This is a genomic window from Candidatus Binatia bacterium, from assembly GCA_023150935.1.
Classification (GTDB): Bacteria; Desulfobacterota; Binatia; order HRBIN30; family HRBIN30; genus JAKLJW01.
This window is the reverse complement of the sequence record JAKLJW010000003.1, coordinates 180,901-200,574: the sequence shown is the minus strand read 5'-3', so window position 1 is coordinate 200,574 and position 19,674 is coordinate 180,901. Positions and strand designations below refer to the sequence as shown.

19 protein-coding genes and 2 pseudogenes are annotated in these 19,674 nt (G+C 67.3%); 16 read left to right on the top strand and 5 right to left on the bottom strand.

What is annotated here, in order from left to right; translation table 11 throughout:
- The first annotated feature begins 15 nt into the window (after window positions 1-15).
- The 5 genes from L6Q96_04070 to L6Q96_04050 all read left to right on the top strand — a co-directional run bounded on the left by L6Q96_04070 (window position 16) and on the right by L6Q96_04050 (window position 4,563).
- Entirely contained in the window at window positions 16-651 is a 636-nt protein-coding gene (locus L6Q96_04070) for a bifunctional 4-hydroxy-2-oxoglutarate aldolase/2-dehydro-3-deoxy-phosphogluconate aldolase (GenBank protein ID MCK6553749.1), read from the top strand.
- Between the two features lie 134 nt (window positions 652-785).
- Window positions 786-1,781, top strand: coding sequence for an aldolase catalytic domain-containing protein (locus tag L6Q96_04065; GenBank protein ID MCK6553748.1), 996 nt, complete (start codon window positions 786-788; stop codon window positions 1,779-1,781).
- A 148-nt stretch (window positions 1,782-1,929) separates the two neighbouring features.
- Window positions 1,930-3,315, top strand: a complete 1,386-nt coding sequence (locus L6Q96_04060; protein ID MCK6553747.1) for an RtcB family protein — start codon at window positions 1,930-1,932, stop codon at window positions 3,313-3,315.
- Window positions 3,316-3,322: 7 nt separating this feature from the next.
- Complete coding sequence (locus L6Q96_04055) at window positions 3,323-3,757, top strand: archease (protein ID MCK6553746.1); 435 nt, start codon at window positions 3,323-3,325, stop codon at window positions 3,755-3,757.
- Between the two features lie 14 nt (window positions 3,758-3,771).
- Complete coding sequence (locus L6Q96_04050; protein MCK6553745.1) at window positions 3,772-4,563, top strand: c-type cytochrome; 792 nt, start codon at window positions 3,772-3,774, stop codon at window positions 4,561-4,563.
- Window positions 4,564-4,572: 9 nt separating this feature from the next.
- Here L6Q96_04050 and L6Q96_04045 read toward each other — a convergent pair whose 3' ends face one another.
- The gene (locus tag L6Q96_04045) at window positions 4,573-4,764 is read right to left on the bottom strand and encodes a twin-arginine translocase TatA/TatE family subunit (GenBank protein ID MCK6553744.1); all 192 of its coding nucleotides are present in this window, start codon (window positions 4,762-4,764) and stop codon (window positions 4,573-4,575) included.
- A 69-nt stretch (window positions 4,765-4,833) separates the two neighbouring features.
- Window positions 4,834-5,385, bottom strand: coding sequence for a hypothetical protein (locus tag L6Q96_04040; protein ID MCK6553743.1), 552 nt, complete (start codon window positions 5,383-5,385; stop codon window positions 4,834-4,836).
- Between the two features lie 192 nt (window positions 5,386-5,577).
- On the opposite strand from L6Q96_04040, the gene uvrC reads away from it, so the two are divergent.
- The 4 genes from uvrC (at window position 5,578) to L6Q96_04020 (ending at window position 12,712) form a co-directional block, all read left to right on the top strand.
- The gene (uvrC, locus tag L6Q96_04035; protein MCK6553742.1) at window positions 5,578-7,530 is read left to right on the top strand and encodes an excinuclease ABC subunit UvrC; all 1,953 of its coding nucleotides are present in this window, start codon (window positions 5,578-5,580) and stop codon (window positions 7,528-7,530) included.
- Between the two features lie 61 nt (window positions 7,531-7,591).
- Entirely contained in the window at window positions 7,592-10,210 is a 2,619-nt protein-coding gene (locus L6Q96_04030; protein ID MCK6553741.1) for a DNA internalization-related competence protein ComEC/Rec2, read from the top strand.
- A gap of 184 nt (window positions 10,211-10,394) precedes the next feature.
- Window positions 10,395-11,570: a Coenzyme F420 hydrogenase/dehydrogenase, beta subunit C-terminal domain gene (locus L6Q96_04025; protein ID MCK6553740.1), complete on the top strand. Its 1,176-nt coding sequence runs from the start codon at window positions 10,395-10,397 to the stop codon at window positions 11,568-11,570.
- A gap of 20 nt (window positions 11,571-11,590) precedes the next feature.
- On the top strand, window positions 11,591-12,712 hold the full coding sequence (locus L6Q96_04020; GenBank protein MCK6553739.1) for a response regulator: 1,122 nt from the start codon (window positions 11,591-11,593) through the stop codon (window positions 12,710-12,712).
- Here the strand turns inward: L6Q96_04020 and L6Q96_04015 are convergent.
- Window positions 12,651-13,118 carry a hypothetical protein gene (locus L6Q96_04015; protein MCK6553738.1) on the bottom strand — a complete coding sequence of 156 codons (468 nt, stop codon included), beginning with the start codon at window positions 13,116-13,118 and terminating at the stop codon, window positions 12,651-12,653. The two genes, L6Q96_04020 and L6Q96_04015, sit on opposite strands and share 62 nt — an antisense overlap.
- A gap of 84 nt (window positions 13,119-13,202) precedes the next feature.
- Here L6Q96_04015 and L6Q96_04010 point away from each other — a divergent pair, with 84 nt between their 5' ends.
- The 3 genes and pseudogenes from L6Q96_04010 to L6Q96_04000 all read left to right on the top strand — a co-directional run bounded on the left by L6Q96_04010 (window position 13,203) and on the right by L6Q96_04000 (window position 14,697).
- A complete protein-coding gene (locus L6Q96_04010; protein MCK6553737.1) occupies window positions 13,203-13,676 on the top strand; it encodes a VanZ family protein in 474 nt (157 codons plus the stop codon).
- Window positions 13,677-13,768: 92 nt separating this feature from the next.
- Window positions 13,769-14,425, top strand: a complete 657-nt coding sequence (locus tag L6Q96_04005) for a ribonuclease HII (protein MCK6553736.1) — start codon at window positions 13,769-13,771, stop codon at window positions 14,423-14,425.
- Between the two features lie 149 nt (window positions 14,426-14,574).
- Window positions 14,575-14,697, top strand: a pseudogene (locus L6Q96_04000) (lipoyl domain-containing protein).
- 212 nt (window positions 14,698-14,909) lie between these two features.
- On the opposite strand, the pseudogene L6Q96_03995 reads toward L6Q96_04000, so the two are convergent.
- Window positions 14,910-15,002 (bottom strand): annotated as a pseudogene (locus L6Q96_03995) (collagen-like protein).
- A 46-nt stretch (window positions 15,003-15,048) separates the two neighbouring features.
- On the opposite strand from L6Q96_03995, the gene L6Q96_03990 reads away from it, so the two are divergent.
- The 3 genes from L6Q96_03990 (at window position 15,049) to L6Q96_03980 (ending at window position 17,740) form a co-directional block, all read left to right on the top strand.
- Window positions 15,049-15,690 (top strand): 2-oxo acid dehydrogenase subunit E2, encoded by a 642-nt coding sequence (locus L6Q96_03990; GenBank protein ID MCK6553735.1) that lies wholly within the window; start codon window positions 15,049-15,051, stop codon window positions 15,688-15,690.
- An 89-nt stretch (window positions 15,691-15,779) separates the two neighbouring features.
- Window positions 15,780-16,448 (top strand): DedA family protein, encoded by a 669-nt coding sequence (locus L6Q96_03985; protein ID MCK6553734.1) that lies wholly within the window; start codon window positions 15,780-15,782, stop codon window positions 16,446-16,448.
- 137 nt (window positions 16,449-16,585) lie between these two features.
- Entirely contained in the window at window positions 16,586-17,740 is a 1,155-nt protein-coding gene (locus tag L6Q96_03980; GenBank protein MCK6553733.1) for an ATP-binding protein, read from the top strand.
- Between the two features lie 107 nt (window positions 17,741-17,847).
- On the opposite strand, the gene L6Q96_03975 is transcribed toward L6Q96_03980, so the two are convergent.
- Window positions 17,848-19,098 carry an ammonium transporter gene (locus tag L6Q96_03975; GenBank protein ID MCK6553732.1) on the bottom strand — a complete coding sequence of 417 codons (1,251 nt, stop codon included), beginning with the start codon at window positions 19,096-19,098 and terminating at the stop codon, window positions 17,848-17,850.
- 192 nt (window positions 19,099-19,290) lie between these two features.
- On the opposite strand from L6Q96_03975, the gene L6Q96_03970 reads away from it, so the two are divergent.
- Window positions 19,291-19,521, top strand: a complete 231-nt coding sequence (locus tag L6Q96_03970; protein ID MCK6553731.1) for a hypothetical protein — start codon at window positions 19,291-19,293, stop codon at window positions 19,519-19,521.
- Window positions 19,522-19,674: the final 153 nt, after the last annotated feature.

The following is a 19,674-nucleotide window of genomic DNA, read 5'->3' as shown; positions in this document are numbered from 1 at the left end:
TAGCAGCGATGGGCAATGGACCTTGACCGCTTCCGCCGCCTGCCATTGGTGGGCATTTGGCGCGGCATCGCCGCCGAGGACGTCGAGCCGTTGACCGAAGCGGTGATCGGCGCCGGGCTGACGACCGTCGAAATCACCATGAACACCGCCGGCGCGCCGGCGTTGATCGCACGCCTGCGCGCCGTCGCCGGCGAGCGGCTGATGGTCGGGGCCGGCACCGTCCTCGATCTCGACGCGCTCGCCGCCGCGCTCGCCGCCGGCGCCTCGTTCGTCGTCATGCCGACTCTCGTGCCGGCGGTGGTGGAGCGCTGTGCCGCCGAGGGCGTGCCGGTCTTCCCCGGTGCCCTGACGCCGCAGGAGATCTACGCCGCGTGGGCCGCGGGGGCGACGATGGTGAAGGTCTTTCCCGCCGGCGTGTTCGGGCCGACTTACCTGCGCGAGATCAAGGGACCCTTCGACCGCATCGAGCTTATGGCCGTCGGCGGGGTCAATGCCGAAAATCTGACGACGTATTTCGCCTGCGGCGCCGCGGCCGTGGCCTTCGGCGCCAGCGTCTTCCGCCGGGACTGGCTCGCTGACCGGGCCTACGATCGTATCGCTGCCGAGGTGCGCCGCCTGGTTACGGCCTGTGCCGCCGCTCGCCCCGCGTAAGCGCAGATCCCCGGCGTTCGCCTGCTGACATCGCCGCCACACTCAAGCCGACTGCCGGTTGCGACCGGGGTTTGTACCGGCTATCGGTGCTGGTTGTCACATCGTCCAACCCCAGCTCCAGCGAGGCAGCGACCATGACCAAGGTAGAGAACGCCAAGACCTTCGCGCACAAGTGGGTCTCGTATCGCCCCGAGATCAAAATCGTCGACGTTACCATCCGCGACGGCGGCCTGATGAACGATCACCGCTTCAGCGATGACGTCGTGCGCGCCGTCTACCGTGCCTGCGTCGAGGGCGGCATCGACTACATGGAGATCGGCTACAAGACCTCCAGGCGTATCGCCAGGCGAGAGAACTTCGGGCCGTGGAAGTTCTGTGACGAGGAGGACGTGCGCCGCATCGTCGGCGACAACCAGACCGACCTCAAGTTGTGCGTGATGGCCGACGCCGAGCGCTGCGACTACGGCGAGGACATCCTCCCCAGGAAGGACAGCGTCGTCGATATGGTGCGGGTGGCCACGTACATCCATCAGATCCCGGTGGCGCTCGACATGATCGCCGACGCTCACGCCAAGGGCTACGAAACGACGGTAAACCTGATGGCGGCCTCGACCGTGCCGGAGCGCGAGATCGAAAGTGCGCTCGAGTTGCTGTGCGACTCGGTCGTCGGCGCCGTGTATCTGGTCGATAGCTTCGGCTCGTTCTACAGCGAGCAGGTGCACTACCTGATCGACAAGTACCTCGCCATCGCCAAACCGCGCGGCAAGACCGTCGGCATGCACGCCCACAACAACCAGCAGCTCGCCTACGCCAACACCATCGAGGCCGCCATCAAGGGCGCCGACCTGCTCGACAGCAGCCTGGCCGGACTCGGCCGCGGTGCCGGCAACTGCCAGACCGAGCTGCTCATCGGCTTCCTCCACAACCCACGCTACCGCCTGCGCCCGGTGCTGCAGTGCATCCAGGATCACATCGAACCGCTGCGCAAGGACCTGCGCTGGGGCTTCGACATTCCCTACATGATCACCGGTCTGATGAATCAGCACCCGCGCGCCGCCATGGCCTTCAACGGCGGCGCCGAGCGCGGCGATCTGGTCAAGTTCTTCGATTCGATCGTCGGTCCTGAGTGAACCGCGCGCGCCTTGCGGCGGGTAATCGCCGCGCGTACGCTCCGCATAGATGGGTGACGCGAACAAGGCGCGCGGCAGCGCGTTGCGCCGGCACCTGCAGCAGGTCGACGAGGCCGTCTGGGACATCCCGCGTTCGGCCAAGCCTGGCATGCGCGTGCCCGCGCGCATCTTCGCCACGCCGGAGATCCTCGCCGGCATGGACGACCAGGTCTTCGAGCAGATCACCAACGTGGCGCTGCTGCCCGGCATCGTCGACCGCGCCTTCTGCATGCCCGACGGCCACTGGGGCTACGGGTTCCCGATCGGCGGTCTGGCCGCGATGGACCCCGACACCGGCGTCATTTCTCCCGGGGGCATCGGCTTCGATATCAACTGCGGTATGCGTCTGGTGCGTACCAATCTGGTGCACGACGATATCCGCGAGCACGTCCACCGCCTGGTCGACGCACTGTACACACGGGTGCCCGCCGGGGTCGGCGGCCACGGCTTCCTGAAGCTCGGCGACGCCGAGTTCCGCGACGTCGGCCGTCACGGCGCGCGCTGGTGCATTGACCACGGCTACGGCTGGCCCGAGGATCTCGACCGCACCGAGGAACGCGGTGCGATCGCCGGTGCCGACCCCGACTGCGTCAGCAAGCGGGCCCTCGATCGCGGCCGCGCCCAGGTCGGTACGCTCGGTTCGGGTAATCACTACCTCGAGATCCAGATCGTCAAACCCGAGCACGTCTTCGATGCCGAAGCCGCCGCGGTCATGGGCATCGACCGGCCGTACCAGGTCGTCGTCATGTTCCACTGCGGCAGCCGCGGCTTCGGTCATCAGATCGCCAGCGACTATGTGCAGGCGTTCCTGCCGCTGATGGACAAGAAGTTCGGCATCAAGTTGCCCGACCGCGACCTCGCCTGCGCGCCGTTCCGGTCCGCGGAAGGTCAGGCGTACTTCGCGGCGATGAAGTGCGGCATGAACATGTCCTTCGCCAACCGGCAGATGATCCTGCACCGCATCCGCGAGGTGTTCAGCGACGTCCTCGGTCGCGACGCGCGCGATCTTGGCCTCGATATGGTGTACGACGTTTCGCACAACACCGCGAAGCTGGAGGAGCACGAGGTCGGCGGCCGGCGACGCCAGTTGCTGGTGCACCGCAAGGGGGCGACGCGGGCCTTTGCACCGGGCATGGCGGACGTGCCGGCGGCGTTTCGGTTTATCGGCCAGCCGGTGATTATCGGCGGCAGCATGGAGACCGGTTCGTATCTGCTGTGCGGAGTAGAGAGCGGTCGGGCGGCGTTCTTCACCACCGCGCACGGCAGCGGCCGCACCATGAGCCGCGCGGCGGCGAAGAAGCAGTTCCGCGGCCAGCAGCTCGAACGCGACCTCGCTCATCGCGGTATCTATGTCCGTACCGTCTCTTATGCCGGCCTCGCCGAGGAGGCGGGCGCTGCGTACAAGGACATCGACGCGGTCGTGGCCGCGACCGCGGCTGCGGGGCTGAGCCGGCCGGTCGTGCGCCTGACGCCGATCGGTAACGTCAAGGGGTGATGCGGCGGTGGGCCCATATCGGTTCGTCGAGGATGCCCCCACCGCCGACGTCGGCTTCGTCGCCGTGGGGGAGACGCTCGCCGAGTGCTTTTGCGCTGCCGCCGAAGCGACGCTGGCGGCGATGCTCGGCAATCCGGAGGCGCTGCGCCACGACGTTGTGCGCACGGCGCGGGTCGAGGCGGCGAGTCGCGATCTGGCGCTGCTGCGGTTTCTCGAAGAATTGATTTACTACAAGGACGCAGAGGGCCTGTTCTTGCGTCCGACCGAGGTCGCGGTCGACGACACGGCCGAGGGTGTTCGCGTCGCCGCCACACTGGCCGGTGAGTCGATCGACCCGGCCCGCCACCAGCTCGCCGGCGATGTCAAGGCGGTGACCCTGCACCGGCTCCGGGTCGCACAGACGGCTGCCGGCTGGGAAGCGACCGTGGTGCTCGACCTGTGAGGTCCACGGTGCGGATGCCGGTCTGGTTCTTCGCTTTCCTGATCGCCGTCGCCGTACTCGCGTATCCCGCGGCGCGCCGGCTGGTGCTGCGGGTCGAAATCACGGCGCCGCAGCGCGGCTACGCCGTGGCCGTGCGGGCCGGTTGCTTCGATTGCCACGGCCCCGACGGTGCCGGGGGCGTCGCCAACCCGGGCAGTAAGGACGGCGAGGTGCCCGGCTTCACCGGTGGTACATTGATGATGTTCGTCAAGAGCGATGCCGAGCTGCGCGAGTACATCGTCGACGGCGCTCCGGCGCGTAAGCGCAATGACCCGCGGTATCGCCAGGCCATGGCCAGACAGCTACTCGCCATGCCCGCCTATCGCGGCTATCTCGGCAGTGCCGAGATCGACGACCTCTTGGCTTACTTACGCGTGGTTTCCGGTCTGATCGTTCCGGCCGACGCGGTCGTGGCGCGGGGGCAGGAACTGGCCTTGGCGCTCAACTGTTTTCACTGCCACGGTCCGATGGGCGCAGGCGGCGGGGCCAACCCCGGCTCGTTCAAGGGGTACGTTCCCGGCTGGTGGGGGGACGATTTCCGAGATCTGGTGCGCGACGACGACGAACTGCGCGCCTGGATTCGCGACGGCACCCTGCCGCGCCTGCGCGAGCACCCCATCGCGCGCTACTTCATCGAGGGCCAACGCGTCTACATGCCCGCCTACAAAGACTTCATCGGCGACACCGACCTCGATGCTCTGGTTCGCTACGTCAACTGGGTCCACGCCGGCGACTGGCGCGATCAGCCGCTGGACCTCGGACACTAGCGTCCCGGTTCACCCTGGTGGCGGCGCGTCGGGGTTGCTGTCCACCTTCTTCGGCTCCTCGTCCTTGCTCTCGAACGCTTTACGGAAATCGCGAATCCCGCGGCCGATAGCTCCGCCGATTTCCGGCAGGCGGCCCGGCCCGAAGATGAGCAGCGCGACGACAAGGATGATGACGAGCTCGGGAACGCCAAGGCCGAACATTAGAAGACCCTCCTGGTAGATACCGTAGCACGCCGGTCGGCGTCAGGCACCCGCTTGCGGCGGCGGCGGTCAGGCCTCGCCGTCGGTCGGCTGCAACGCGATTTCGACGTGCAACTGCGCGGCGATGGCATCGAGCCCCGCCCGCAGGGCCGACTCGTCGACGTCGGCCGGCGCGTCCATGCGGATTTGCATGCTGTACATCGAGGTGCCGCTCAACGGCTCCGGCCGTGACTGCGTCGCCATGTGGGTGATGTTGATGCCCTGGTCCGCCAGGCAGCGAGCCACCCGGGCAACGATGCCGGCCTTGTCGATGCCGGTTGCCTGCAACTCGTAGCGGCGCCGCGGCGGCGTGGCGCCGTACCCGGGCGGCGCCGCATCCAGCGGCCGGAAGAACACGGTGAGCCGCTTCTCCCACTCGACGCGTTTGCACGCCGCCGACAACCGCGCTCCCACGTCCGCGCCCTCGCCGGTCAGCAGTAGCAGTACGGCAAACTCGCTTCCGAGGATGGTCATGCTCGAATCCTCGAGGTTGCAGTCGCACTCGTAGATGAGCTCGGCGAGATCGGCGACAATTCCCGGCCGATCTCGCCCGATCGCCGACATGGCAAACCAGCGCTTCATGGCTGTGCAGGATGCTACGGCCGGTGCCGGGGAGAAATCAACGGGGAATTAGGGCGTGGGGGCCCGGGGGCGTGAGGGCGTGAGCGCGTGATGGCGTGAGAGGGTGAGGGATCGGGAAAGACGCTCCATAAAAGCCCCCGAGCCCCCAGGCGGCCCTCAAGTCCCCCAACTCCTCGCGCTATAATCCGCCGCGTGTCCGACCCTATCGACGACGCTTCCGGGAAGGCGCCGGCGGGTACCGTTGCCCTCGCGGCCCGGCTTGCCGCCGTGCAGCCGCGGCCCGGCGTTTATCTATTGAAGGACCGCCACGGCAAGATCATCTATGTCGGCAAGGCGAAGAACCTGCGCGCTCGCTTGCGAACGTACTTCCGGGGCGGCGACGAGCGCAGCCAGATCCGCTTTCTCATGCCGCGCGTCGCCGACCTCGAAACCCTGGTCACGACCAACGACAAGGAGGCGTTGATACTTGAAAATAATCTTATCAAGCGATATAAACCACGCTACAACATCCGACTGAAGGACGACAAGTCGTACGTCAGCGTGAAGGTGACCGTGCAGGACCCGTGGCCGCGAGTGCTGGTAACCCGCAAGATCGTCAAGGACGGCAGCCGGTACTTCGGCCCTTACGCTTCGGCGCAGAGCGTGCGGGACACGATCGACACCATTCGCAAGGTCATTCCGCTGCGGACTTGCAGCGATGGCGTTTTCCGTAACCGCAGTCGCCCGTGTCTTGAGTACCAGATCAAGCGCTGCCTCGGTCCGTGCTGCTTGCCCGTCGACCCGGTCGTGTATGCGCAACACCTGCGCGCCGCCGTGCTCCTGCTCGAAGGTCGCAGCTCCCAACTCGTGCGCCAGCTCCGCGACGAGATGATCGCGGCGGCCGAAGCGGAACGCTTCGAAGACGCGGCCCGCCTGCGCGACCGCATTCGCGCTATCGAACAGACGCAGGAGAAGCAGCAGGTGGTGGCCCACTGGGGCGTCGACCAGGACGTCTTTGGCATCTATCGCGAAGGTGGCTTCATCGAGGCGCAGGTGCTGTTCATACGCCAGGGCAAGCTCACGTCGAATCAGACGTACAGCTTCGAGGACTTCGAGTTTCCCGATACGGAAGTGGTCGAGGCGTTGCTGACCCAGTTCTATCAGGGTGACCGTTACGTGCCGGACGAGGTTCTGGTGCCGGTGGAACTCGACGACGCCGAGGTGCGAACCGACTATCTGTCGGAACGCAAAGGCCGTCGGGTGTCCGTGCTGCGCCCGCAACGCGGCGACAAGGCGCGCCTGGTCGAGATGGCCGGCGAGAACGCGGCGCAGAGCTTCCGCGAGCGTCGCGACGTCGACCGCCAGCGCGAGCGCATGAGCGAGGAGCTGCAGCGCCGGCTCGGCCTGCGCAACGCCCCGAAGCGCATCGAATGCTTCGACATCTCCAACATCCAGGGTCAGCTCGCGGTCGGGTCGATGGTCACCTTCGACGAGGGCGAGCCCGACAAGAACCGCTATCGCCGCTTTCGCATCAAGACGGTGCCCGGGGCCGACGATTTCCGCATGATGTACGAGGTGCTCGTGCGGCGCTTCCGCCGTGGGCTGGAACGGCGGGACTTTCCCGATCTGCTCGTGGTCGACGGCGGCAAGGGTCAGCTCAACGTGGCCGTGTCGGTGCTGGCCGAACTCGGCATCGCCGAAGTCGACGTGGTCGGCCTCGCCAAGACGCGGGTGGAAAGGGCGGCGCAAGCGACCGCGGTTAATCGCAGCGACGAACGGGTCTTCGTCCCCGGGCGCAAGAACCCGATCGTTCTCGCGCGCAATTCGACGGCGCTCTTTCTCTTGCAGCGACTTCGCGACGAAGCGCACCGGTTCGCCATTACCTACCACCGGAGCCTGCGCGGCAAGGAGCGGCTGCGTTCGGTGCTGGACGGCATTGCCGGTGTGGGGCCGGCGCGACGCAAAGCTCTGCTGCGGCACTTCGGCAGCGCTCTACGAGTACGGGCGGCAAGCATCGACGAGCTGGCGCGCGTTCCCGGCATTTCGACTGCTCTGGCGACCCAGATCCACGCCGCCCTCGCCGCCGCGCCGGCAGATCGGCGCGAGCCGTCGGCCGCCACCGGAGAAACCGGGGATGCCGGCTTTTCTCGGGGCGACGACGAATGATCGCGCCCGGTTAGCGGTCGGGCGGCGTGTGGGCCCTCCCGGTCGGTTCGCTCGTGCCGCGATGGAGCGATTCGCCGCGGCACCGCTGCTGCTCGTCGTAGCGCCGGCGTGGATTGCCGGCGACCTGCTTGCAGCCGGCACGGCGGCACCGCCGTCGACGGTCGGATCGGCAGTCGCCGCGGTCGCCTTGATCGCACTTCCGCATCGGGCCGGCCGCCGGGCCGGGATGTTGCTCCTCAGCTTCTTGATCGCGTGGCTGGCCGCCGATCGCGTCTACCGCCCCCACCTGCCCGCAGACCATATCGCGCAATGGGCCCCGCGTCGTTATGCGGCGCTCGAGGCGACTTTGACGACCGATGGCGAGAAGCGTGGGCGGGGAGGCCGGTTGTGGATTGCGGGCGAGCGTATCGGCACGGCCGAGGGCGAACGCACCGTGCAGGGTGCCGTCCTGGTCAACGTGCGCGAGATGGGTCGTCGGTGGCGGGTGGGTGATCGGGTGCGTCTGCGGGTGTCGATCCGGGCGCCGCGCAACTTCGGCAACCCGGGCGAACTCGATTACCGCGCCTATCTGGCGCGGCGCGGCGTTTACGTCACGGGGTTCCTCGCCGCCGACCGCGACATCGAGTTGCTGGACCGGCCGGACAGCGGCGTCGGACCGGCCTTCGCGCGCTGGCGGCGGGGTGTCGGGGGGTTGTTCGGGAGCGTATTGCCGCCGGCGCCGGCCGCCTTGCTCGGGGCGTTGATTGTCGGCACGGCCAACGAACTGCCGGCGGATGTGCGTGCTGCGTTTACAGCTACCGGTGTTGCCCATGTGCTGTCGATTTCCGGATTGCACGTCGGGCTGGTTGCCGCGGCCGGCTACGCCGCCTTCCGCTGGCTGCTGGCTCGCAGCCGATCGATCCTGCTCACCGGAGCGGTACCCAGGCTCGCCGTCGGTGCCGCCGTGGCCGGTGTGCTGATGTACGCCGGCATTGCCGGGACAAGCGTTGCCACGCTGCGGGCGGTCATAATGGTTGTCGTCGTGCTTGGCGCCGTCGTCTGCGATCGCCAGCGCCACCTGCTGGTCAGCCTTGCCGCAGCCGCGCTGGGCCTGCTGATCTGGTCGCCCGGCGCGTCGATGGACATCTCCTTTCAGCTCTCGTTCGTGGCGGTTCTGGTCCTGGTCGTCGGCATGGAGAGGTTCGGCGATCGATGGCGGGCGCACGAGGAAACCACCATGGCCTCGCTGCGCGGCTGGCGGGTGCGACTCGAACGGGCGACCGCCATGTACCTCGCGGTCTCGGTTCTGGCCTTTCTGGCGACGGCGCCGCTGACCGCCTTGCACTTCAATCAGGTTACGCCGGTGAGCCTCGTTGCCAATGCCGTCGTCGTCCCGTTGCTCGGCGGTGCCACGGTAATCCTCGGTTTGTTGGGCGCCGTGGCGTACCTGGTGTGGGAACCGCTGGCCAGGTTCTTCGTGCTGCTGGCCTGGCCCGGACTCGCGCTGGGCCTGGGGATCGTCGATGCGCTGGCGCGGATTCCGTATGCGGTCTGGCGCGTGGTGACGCCTACCGGGATCGAGCTGGCAATCCTGTACGGGGCGCTGGGGAGCGCGGTGCTATTGCGCGGCCGCCGGCGGAGCGGCGCGCTGATTCTGCTGGCGCTTGCCATGGCCATCGATGCTGGTTGGTGGTACGGCGAGCGCTACCTGCACGACGACCTGCGGGTGACGTTCCTGAGCGTCGGTCAGGCCGACTGTGCGGTGGTCGAGTTGCCTGGCGGGGATGTGCTGGTCATCGACGCCGGGGGGCTGGGCGACACGTTCGATACCGGCGAACGCCTCGTCGCTCCGTTCCTGTGGCAGCGGAAAATCGGCCGCATCGACTACCTGGTCTTGAGCCACGCGCAGTGGGACCATTACGGCGGCCTCGCTTTTCTGGCCCAGCAGTTCGCGCCGCGCGAGCTGTGGTGGAACGGGCAGGCGGCATCCGGCGCCCGCTTCGCGGCGCTGCGGCGAGTAGTTGGCGAGCAAGGCGCCGTCGAGCGCGTGCTGGCGCGAGGTGCAACGCGGCAACTGGGGGCCGTCGTGGCCACGGTCGTCTCGCCAGAGGGCGGTGCCCTGTCCGGCCAGCCCAACGACGATTCCCTGGTGCTGCGCCTTTCGTTCGGAACTCGACATGTCCTGTTTCCGGGAGACATCGAGGCCGGAGGCGAACGCGCGCTGCTGCAGCGTCCGGCAACGGAGCTGGGGAGCACCGTGGTCAAGGTTCCGCATCACGGCAGTCGGACCTCGAGCACCGCCGGGTTCGTCGACGCCACGGCCCCCGCCCTGGCCGTCGTGTCGGCCGGTTTCGGTAACCCCTTTGGCTTCCCGCACCGCGACGTGGTGCGGCGCTACGGAAGCCGCGGCGCGACGATCCTGCGGACCGACACGGACGGGGCCGTCGCTGTGCGGATCGACCCTGCGGGTACGGTGGTGGTGCGCTCCCACCGTTACGGGCACATCCGCACGTTCGGGGCCCCGCCGGCGGACCTTTCGTTGACTGCCGACGCTCGGAAGAAGGGAGCGTGGCGAGGGGGATTCGGCCTTAATTCCGAACGGTTCGCCGTTAAGGTGTCGCGGGCCGACGCTCCCGGTGCGCGGCGATCGCTTGCGGGGCGGTCGGCGTTCACACCGCAGACGCGGAGTCGCTTTCGCTAGCAGCCTGTCGGAGAAAGGCCCGCTGGTGCTTCGACAAGCTCAGCACGAGCGGGCTCTGCCTTGATTTCACAGCATTTTCCGCTCGCCCTGAGCCCGTCGAAGGGCGAGGGCCCGCTTTCTCCGACAGGCTCCTAGGACGTTGACTCTCCGGGTTGGCGGGGATAGCGTCAATTAGATATCCCGCATGCACGCGACCTTCAGGGAAATGATGAACGAGGTGGTGGCGTATGGGAGCTGCTGCGAGTGCGGCAGTTGCGTCCTCGTGTGCCCGCACAACGTCATCGACTACGTCGACGGCAAGCCCAAGCAGGTCGCCAAGGCCTCCAACCCGTTCGATCACTGCGGCATCAGTTTAGGGATTGGGTGCGACGTGTGTGCCCAGGTGTGCCCCCGTCTCGGCGACCGCGAGCACCATCTCGGCGATCGGGTGTTCGGCGACGACCATGTGTACCGTGGCGGATTCGGCGCTTATCGACGCATCGTTGCCGCGCGAGCCAAGGACCCTGCTGTCCTGGCGCGCTGCGAGGACGGTGGGGTCGTGACCTCGATTCTGGTCTGGGGGCTCCGCAACGGCACCTTCGACGGCGCGGTCGTATCGACCGTCGAGGACAGTGCTCCGTGTGCGCCGCGGCCACGGGTGGTCACCACCGTCGACGAGGCGATTGCGAGCGCCAGCTCGTGGTACACCTACTGCCCGAACGACCTTGCCCTCGCCGATGCCGAACGCGGGGGCCTGTCGCGCGTGGCGTTCGTCGGGGTGCCCTGCCAGATAACCCCGGTGCGCAAGATGCAGCTTGCCGATCCGGCGTTTCTCGACAACGGTCGCAAGAAGGAGAAACACCTGGAGCGGCAGCGGTACTTTCTCAAGAACTTCGGCGACCGGGTCGTGCTAACCGTCGGGCTCCTCTGTAGCGAGGTGTTCACCTTCGACGAGCTGATGGTGGACACGATCGAGGGGCGGATGGGCATCCCGTTGCGGGACATCCGCAAGTTCAACGTGAAGGGGAAGATCCTGATCGACAAGAACAACGGCGAGCGGGTGGAGATCCCGCTGCGCGACGCGCAGGAATACGCTCGCCCCGAATGTCACCACTGCGGCGACTTTTCCGCCGAGCTGGCGGACATCTCCTGCGGCGGGGTGGGCGCCAACGGTTGGACGATCACCGTGCTCCGGACGCAACGCGGCGCCGACACCTTCAACGCGATGGTCGGGGAGGGGCTGTTGGAGGTGCGACCGATCGAGGAGTTCGAGACGTCGATGAAGGTCTTTCTGCGGCTTGCGCGCAAGCAACGGGTGCGCGTGCCGCTGCCGCCGGGCCGTCTGGAATCGTGGGCTCGGCCGCCGGGTTTTACCGGCTGATTACCGGAGGCGTTGTCGTCATGACCTCGGAAGCGGCGCGTGCATTTCAAGACGCGCTCGGAAGGTTCCCACCCAACTACCTCGAGCAGCTCATCGAGAGCTCGCCCGACATCGTCGTCGCCGTCGACCGCAACGGCACCGTGGTCTTTTACAACGACGGCGCCGAGAAGAACCTCGGATATACGGCCGCCGAGATCCTCGGACAGCACGTCCTCACGCTGTATCCGTCGATGGCCGAAGCGCGCCGGGTGATGGACGCCATGCGCAACGAGGACACGGCCGGGCCGGGCAAGATCAAGAACTTCGAAACCACTTTTCTCGACCGCTGGGGCCAGGAGATCCCCGTCGCCATTTCCGGATCCATTCTCTACGACGCCGACGGTTTCGAAATCGGTTCGCTCGGATTCGCCAAGGACCTGCGAGAAATCCGCCGCCGGGATCGTCTGGCGACGCTCGGCGAAGTCGCGGTTGCGGTCTGCCACGAGATCAACAACCCGCTGGAAGTGATCCTCAACCAGACGGATATGCTGGCGCGCTTCGTCCACGACACCGCGTCGGACGACCGGGCCATCGTCGAGGAGGAGCGGATCGAGTCGGTGCGGCGCGAACTGAACAAGATCCAGCGCATCGTCAACCGACTGGTCGAGATGGCCAGAGGGGCCGAGTACACGACGCGCGAGTACCACGACGGCACGCAGATGGCCGACCTGGCCATGGCGCCGTGCGCGAGCGCTACCCCGAGCTTGAAAGGACTGCGTGTGCTGGTCGTCGACGACGATCTGGGGGTCTGCCAGTCGCTGCGCGACGTGCTGCGCCAGGAAGGCTGCGAGGTTCTGACCGCCGGGGGTGGTATCGAGGCGCTGCGCATCCTCGACCATACGGATGTCGACATCGTGGTCAGCGACGTCGTGATGCCCGACCTCGACGGCTACGATCTATTCATGGAGATCAAACAGCGCGGCACGACGCCGGTGCTGCTGATGACCGGGTACTATTACGATCGCGATCACGTCATCAAGCGCAGCCGGCTCGAGGGATTGGAGGGTGTGCTCTTCAAGAAGCCGGTCGACCCGGTACGCCTCAAGGCGTTGATCCGGGAGTCCTGCGATCGAGTCGCGGCCGCCCGCCGCGCTCCGGCGTGAGCGCACGGCTCGCCGGGATGCGGCCCGGCGTCGGCGATGGCGCCGGGGCGATCCAGAGTTCGAACTGGTCCGTATCGGTGGCCGCCAGCACGACGCGCTCCGGCTCGATCCTCACGAGGCGGCCCAAACCGGGAACCGTGGCGTTCAATCGGTACAGCACGCTGCTCCCGGTGGGGGCTTCGATGACGGCGTATGACTCGGCGTCGCCCACGGCGACGCCGGCCAGTCGGTACCCTTTCGGGGCCTGCAACGGGGTTACGGTCGGCGTCGGGGTGCCCGCCGGCGGGCTCGGTGTCGGGGTCGCCGCCGGCGCCGCCGGGCCGACACCGGCGATGCGCCAGAGCACGAAGGCGACGCTTGCCGCGGCAAGGAAGAGGAGGATCGACGACCCAAGACGGGCAATCATGCGACTCGGTTCAGAGCGGCGCCGCGCGTGCCGCCGTTCGCGGCGTACCGCCGGCCGGGATCGTTGTCGGATTGGGGTGAAGCGATGACCTCTGCGGGCCGCGCTCCGGCTGGAGAGTTGTTGCGGTACTGGGCGCCGGTTGTGCTCTGGCTGCTCGTCATCTCGACGCTCTCGGGCGACCCGTTCTCGGCCAGCAATACGCACCGGTACCTTGACCCGGTTCTGCGCTTCCTGTTCCCCGACATCACCCCGGCCGGGTTCGTTCTGGCGCACACTGTCGTGCGCAAAGCCGCCCACTTCGTCGAGTTCTTCATTCTCGGCAGCCTACTCTACTGGGCGCTGCGGCGCGGGCGGCCGCCCGCCTGGCGGACGCGTACGGCGCTGTTGGCGCTGTTCATGGCCGCACTTTACGCGCTGGCCGACGAGGCGCGTCAGGCTTTCGTTCCGAGCCGGACATCGTCGCTCCTCGACAGTGGCACCGACACCCTTGGCGCCGCCGTCAGTCAGATGGTGATCTATCTGCGTCACCGGCTCGGTCGCCACGTTGCCGCCGAGTAGAGCACAGCGACCGGAAGGCGCACAATACAACGCGCGGTTGAACGTCCCGGCCCCGCTCGGGCATCATGCCCGCGGCCGGGAAGGAAGGGACGATGGCGACCAGCACACGCGCGAGGCGACAGGCGGCGCGTTTTGGCGCGCTGCTTCAGGTGGAACGGGAACTCTGGGCTCGGGGGTTGAGTCGTGTCGCCGGGGTCGACGAGGTCGGCGTCGGACCGCTGGCCGGTCCGGTGGTCGCCGCGGCGGTCGTGTTGCCGCCGGACGGCCGGCCCCACGGGGTCGACGATTCGAAGCGCCTCACGGCGGCCGCGCGCGCAACGGCCGAGGCGGCGATCCGTGCCTGCGCGCTCGGGGTGGGAGTGGGCATCGTCGAGGTTGCCGACATCGACCGGCTCAATATCTACCACGCCGCCCTCGAGGCGATGCGGCGCGCCTTGCTGGCGCTGCCGGAACCGCCCGACCACGTCGTTGTCGACGCGCGCCGCGTACCGGGCATCTCGGTTCCGCAGACCGCGCTGATTGGCGGCGATGCCCGCTGCTACGCCGTTGCCGCGGCATCGATCGTCGCCAAGGTTGCCCGCGACCGTCTCATGCAGACACTCGAGACCGCCTATCCCGGCTACGGCCTTGGCCGCAACATGGGATACGGCACGCCGGAACACCTCGCTGCCATCGAGCGCCACGGGCCCTCGCCCGTCCATCGCCGCTCGTTTGCGCCGGTCCGCACGATGCGGCTGCCCGGTATGTGAGGGCGGGTCGTTGGGTGTTAGGGTGGGGTGGAATTAGAGGGTAGGCGGTTGAGATGATAGGCGGTGACGCGGTCAGGGAGACGGCTTCGATCGGGGAGTGACGGGCGACGATGGCAACCGAAATAACCATGCCGAAGCTCAGCGACACCATGGAGCAGGGTACGGTCCTGCGCTGGTTCAAGCGCGCCGGCGACCGCCTCGAGGCCGGAGAGGCGATCGCCGAGGTCGAGACCGACAAGGCGGACATGGAGATCGAGGCGGAAGTCTCCGGTGTGTTGACGGAGATCCGGGTCAAGGAAGGCGAGGCGGCGCCGGTCGGCGCCGTGCTGGCGCTGGTCGATAGCGGCGCTGCCGTATCCCGCACGGAAACCGTGACGGAGCCCGAAGGCGAGCAGAGCGACCGGAGCGGACCCGCCGCTCCGGTCGCGGCGGCAACAGAATCGGGAGCCAGGCCGACCGGTGCGGCGTCGGCGCCGCCCCCGCCTCCGCGGGCACCGGTTGCTCCGCCGCGGGCGGAGGCGCCTCGGGCTCCCGCCCCGCCGGTTGCGGTCGGGGCGGCTCCGGCGAGCCCGGCGGCCCGGCGCCATGACGTCTCGAGACTGCGTGCGACGGTGGCCAGACAGATGAGCGCGGCGAAACGGGAGATCCCGCATTTCTACGTCACCGCGGAGATCGACATGGAGGCCGCGGCGCAACTGCGGGCCGCGCTCGCCGACTCCGGCCGGGTGCCGGAACGGATCACGTACACCCACCTGCTGGTGAGAGCGCTCGCTCTCACGCTGCCGAAGCACCCGCGCGTCAACGCCTCGTGGGTGGAGGATCGCATCGTCTATCACGACCATGTGAACATCGGCATCGCGGTCGCGGTGGAAGACGGTCTGGTGGCGCCGGTGGTTCGCGGCTGCGAGAGACTCTCGCTGAGGGCGATTGCCCGCGCCGTGCAAGACCTCGTCGCCAAAGCTCCCGCCGGGCGGTTTGCAGGCGATGAATTGTCGGGCGCGACCTTCTCGCTCTCCAACATGGGTATGCTCGACGTCGAGGAGTTCAGCGCGGTGATTACGCCGCCGCAGGCCGCCGTGCTGGCTGTGGGTGCGGTGAAGCCACGGCCGGTGATATGTGATGGGCGGCTTGCCGTCGGGCGCACCGTGCGCGTGACGCTGTCGGTCGACCATCGCGTGTTGAACGGCGTGGAAGCCGGGCGTTTCCTCGAGGACCTCAAGCGAGTGATCGAAAATCCCGTCTTGCTCGTGATGGGCGAAGAGTAGACGCCGTTGCCAGTGCTGGAGCGGCCGTGTTAGAGGCGTCGGAGTCCTCGGTGTTCGGCGGCTGACTTCCTCGGAGATCCCCTGCGATGATGGAATTGCTCAAACAGGCAATCGATATTTTCCTGCACCTCGACGCGCACCTCAACGAGTGGGCGGCGCTTATCGGACCGTGGCTCTACGTGCTGCTGTTCGCGATCATCTTCTGCGAGACGGGATTGGTCGTCACGCCGTTTCTGCCCGGCGATTCGCTGTTGTTCGCGGTCGGAGCGCTGGCGTCGATCGAGGGCTCGCCGATCGACCTGCCGATCATGGGGGTGCTGCTGTGTATTGCGGCGGTGCTTGGGGATGCCGTGAACTACTCGATCGGCGCCCGGGTTGGTCCCAGAGTGTTCACCAGCGAGACCTCGTGGCTGCTGAACAAGGACCATCTGCGGCAGACCCACGAGTTCTACGAGCGTCACGGGGGAAAGACGATCATTCTGGCGCGATTCATCCCGATCATCCGCACCTTTGCCCCGTTTATCGCCGGCATCGGCAAGATGGGCTACACCCACTTCGCGGCTTACAACGTGACCGGCGGCATCGTGTGGGTGATGTCGTTCCTGCTCGCCGGTTACTACTTCGGCAACATGCCGGTAGTGAAGCGCAACTTCCACGTCGTGATCGTGGCGATCATCGTCATTTCCGTCATGCCTCCGGTCATCGAGTATCTGCGCAATCGGCGTAAGGGCGCGGCGCCGATGGGCGCGGCGGAGTGAGGCGGATGGCGGGCCGTGTGCCCGACGGCTGCGAGAAACCCGTTCGATCTCGCCGCCAATCGACATGCCCCTGGCGCCCGACCGACCTGTGTGAAAATTCGGATTGATACTCCGGATTTTCACGTCACAATGCGGGCATGGTGGAACGTCGCGGGTTTCTGGACCGGCTCGCCGCGGCGGTTCGGCGGGCACCGGTCACCGCGCTGCTAGGTCCGCGCCAGTGCGGAAAGACGACCCTCGCAAGCGCCTTCTGCGAGGGTCGGACGGCGACGCGGTTCGATCTCGAATCGGAGCCGGACCTGCGGCGGCTGCAGAACCCCGAGATGGTTCTGGGCGCCCTCGAAGGCCTCGTCGTGCTCGACGAGATCCAGGTTCGTCCGGAACTGTTCGGCGTCTTGCGAGTGCTCGTCGATCGGCCGAAGAGCCGCAGCCGATTCCTCATCCTCGGTAGCGCCGCGCCGACCATCGTGCGGCGCGCATCGGAGTCGCTGGCGGGTCGCGTCGAGCTCGTCGAGCTCGGTGGGTTCGATCTGGGTGAGACGGGCGCGGCCGCGCTCGACACGCTCTGGCTGCGCGGCGGATTTCCGCGTGCCTTTCTCGCCTCCAGCGACGACGATAGCCTCGCCTGGAGGGACGGGTTCATTCGCACCTTCCTGGAACGCGACATCCCGCAACTGGGCATCACCATCGCGGCGGCCGCGATGCGGCGGTTTTGGACGATGCTCGCGCACTATCACGGACAGACGTTGAACGCCTCCGAGTTAGCCCGGTCGATGAGCCTCTCGGACAAGACAATCCGCGCGTATCTCGACATCCTCACCGGGACGTTCATGGTACGCCAGCTCCAACCCTGGTTCGAGAACGTCGGCAAGCGGCAGGTCAAAGCCCCGAAGGTCTACCTGCGCGACAGTGGCCTGTTGCATGCTTTGCTCGGGCTGGGCGACCGAGATGCCCTGCTCGCGCACCCGCGGGTCGGTGCGTCGTGGGAGGGATTCGCGGTGGAGCAGGTGGTGCGAGCGATCGAGCCGCCAGAAGCGTACTTCTGGGCGACCCACGGCGGTGCCGAGCTCGATCTGCTCTTCGTCCACAGGGGGTGCCGTTACGGCGTCGAAGTAAAGTTCAGCGAGGCGCCGGTGCTGACCGCATCGATGCGGATAGCGTTACACGACCTGCGGCTCGAACACCTGTGGGTCGTGTACCCCGGGACCAGCCGGCATACCATCGACGCTCGCGTCACCGCCTGGCCCCTGCGCGAAGTGACCGCGCTCCCGAGCCAACTGCCGCGGCGATGACCGTGACGCCGGATCCGCCGGCGCATCGCGTATCCTCCCGTTTCCTCCCTTTCCGCCACTTACCGCGGTGCGTTGTCGATTTGGGCTCGGCCGTTGGCGGCCCGCGGTCAATAGTTGTACCCGGACTCGTTGTGCAACGAGAGGTCCAGTCCGGAGCGTTCCGCGGCGTCGTCGACCCGGAGGCCCACCAGCGCGCCGGCGACCTTGAGCGCCGCGAAGGCCACCACCGCCGACCAGGCGGCGGCGGCCAGCGCGCACCCGATCTGGACGACGAACTGCCTGCCGACGTGCAGGTCGGCGACCGATCCGCCGAGTTCGCTCGCGGCAAAGATACCCGCCAGCACGGTGCCGACGAATCCGCCGACGCCGTGCACGCCGAAGGCGTCGAGCGAATCGTCGTACCCTCCCCAGCGCTTGATTGACGTTGCACCCAGGAAGCACGCGGCGCCGGAGGCGAGGCCGATACACACGGCACCGGCGGGCCCCGCGGTACCGGCGGCCGGCGTGATCGCCGCGAGGCCGGCGATTGCGCCCGTGGCGAAGCCGAGCATGCTGGCGGTGCGGAACTTGATCAGTTCGATCGCCATCCAGGTGAGCGCGGCGACGCAGGGCGAGATGTGGGTCACCAGCGCCGCCATGCCCGCCGTGCCGTTGGCCGCCAGCGCGCTGCCGGCGTTGAAGCCGAACCAACCCACCCAGAGCATGCCGGTGCCGGCGGCCGTCATGGTGAGATTATGGGGCATCATCTGGGTGTGCGGATATCCCTGCCGCGCCCCGATGACCAGCGCCGCGACCAGCGCCGCTACGCCCGCGGTGATGTGAACCACAATTCCGCCGGCGAAGTCGATAACACCAAAGTGCGCCATCAGGGCGCCCGACCCGCCCCACACCATGTGGCAAACGGGCGTATAGGCGAACGTGAACCAGATTGCCGAGAACACCAGCATTGCCGAGAACCGCATGCGCTCGGCGAATGCCCCGACGATCAAGCCCGGGGTGATGAGGGCGAACATCGCCTGATACGCGACAAATACGGTTTCGGGGATCGTTCCCTGCATGGAATTGACGTCGATGCCGCGGAGGAAAACCTTGGCCAGTCCGCCAATCACCGCCGCCCGGCCGCCGCCATCGGGGTTCATGCCGGTGGCATCGAAGGCGAGGCTGTACCCGTACAGCACCCACAGCACCGTGACGAGTGCCGTCAGGGCGAAGCACTGCATGAGCACCGACAGCACGTTCTTGGTGCGCACGAGTCCGCCGTAGAAAAGCGCCAGGCCGGGGACCATCATGAAGAGCACGAGGGCCGTCGATACGAGCATCCACGCGGTGTCGCCGGAATTGAGAGTCTGAGTGTCCATGAGGCGCTACCCCCTCCGTCCAAGAAGTTTTGGGGTGCCTCTATCGCGCGTGCGCGGCGGAAGCGCAAGCGCTCGATCGGCTCGTCGGTCCGGGGCGGCGTGAGCGGCGTCGGGGGCGGGTGTTCGGAGTGGAACTGTCGGGCGGGAAGAACCACATAGACTTGTGGATTTTCCTGTAGTATCCGCAAGTCGATGTTTTTCGGCCGCTACCTGGAGACGGCGTTTTCTACGCCGATCTCGCGCCACAAGATTCGGCTGCTGTTTGGCGCCCGCCAGACCGGGAAGACGGCGCTTTTGCGTAATGTGGAGATCTTCCTCGATCGGTATTCCGACCGTGCCCGCCGCGGCCTGATCGTCTGCCGCTGTCCGCGCCCCGAGCAACTGACGGATCGCGTCCGCGCGATCCCGTGGGACCAGCTCTAGAAGCCGCCCCACGCCGCGCCCGTGAAGGTCAGGGTCCCGTTCGTGCGGCAGGACCGCCGGCGGGTACCCGAGTAGACTGGCCAGCCCTCGTGGAGACCGTCGATACGTGGTGGCGCGCGCCTTTCGCCAGGGCTCGGGGCAGGCCCTTCGAGA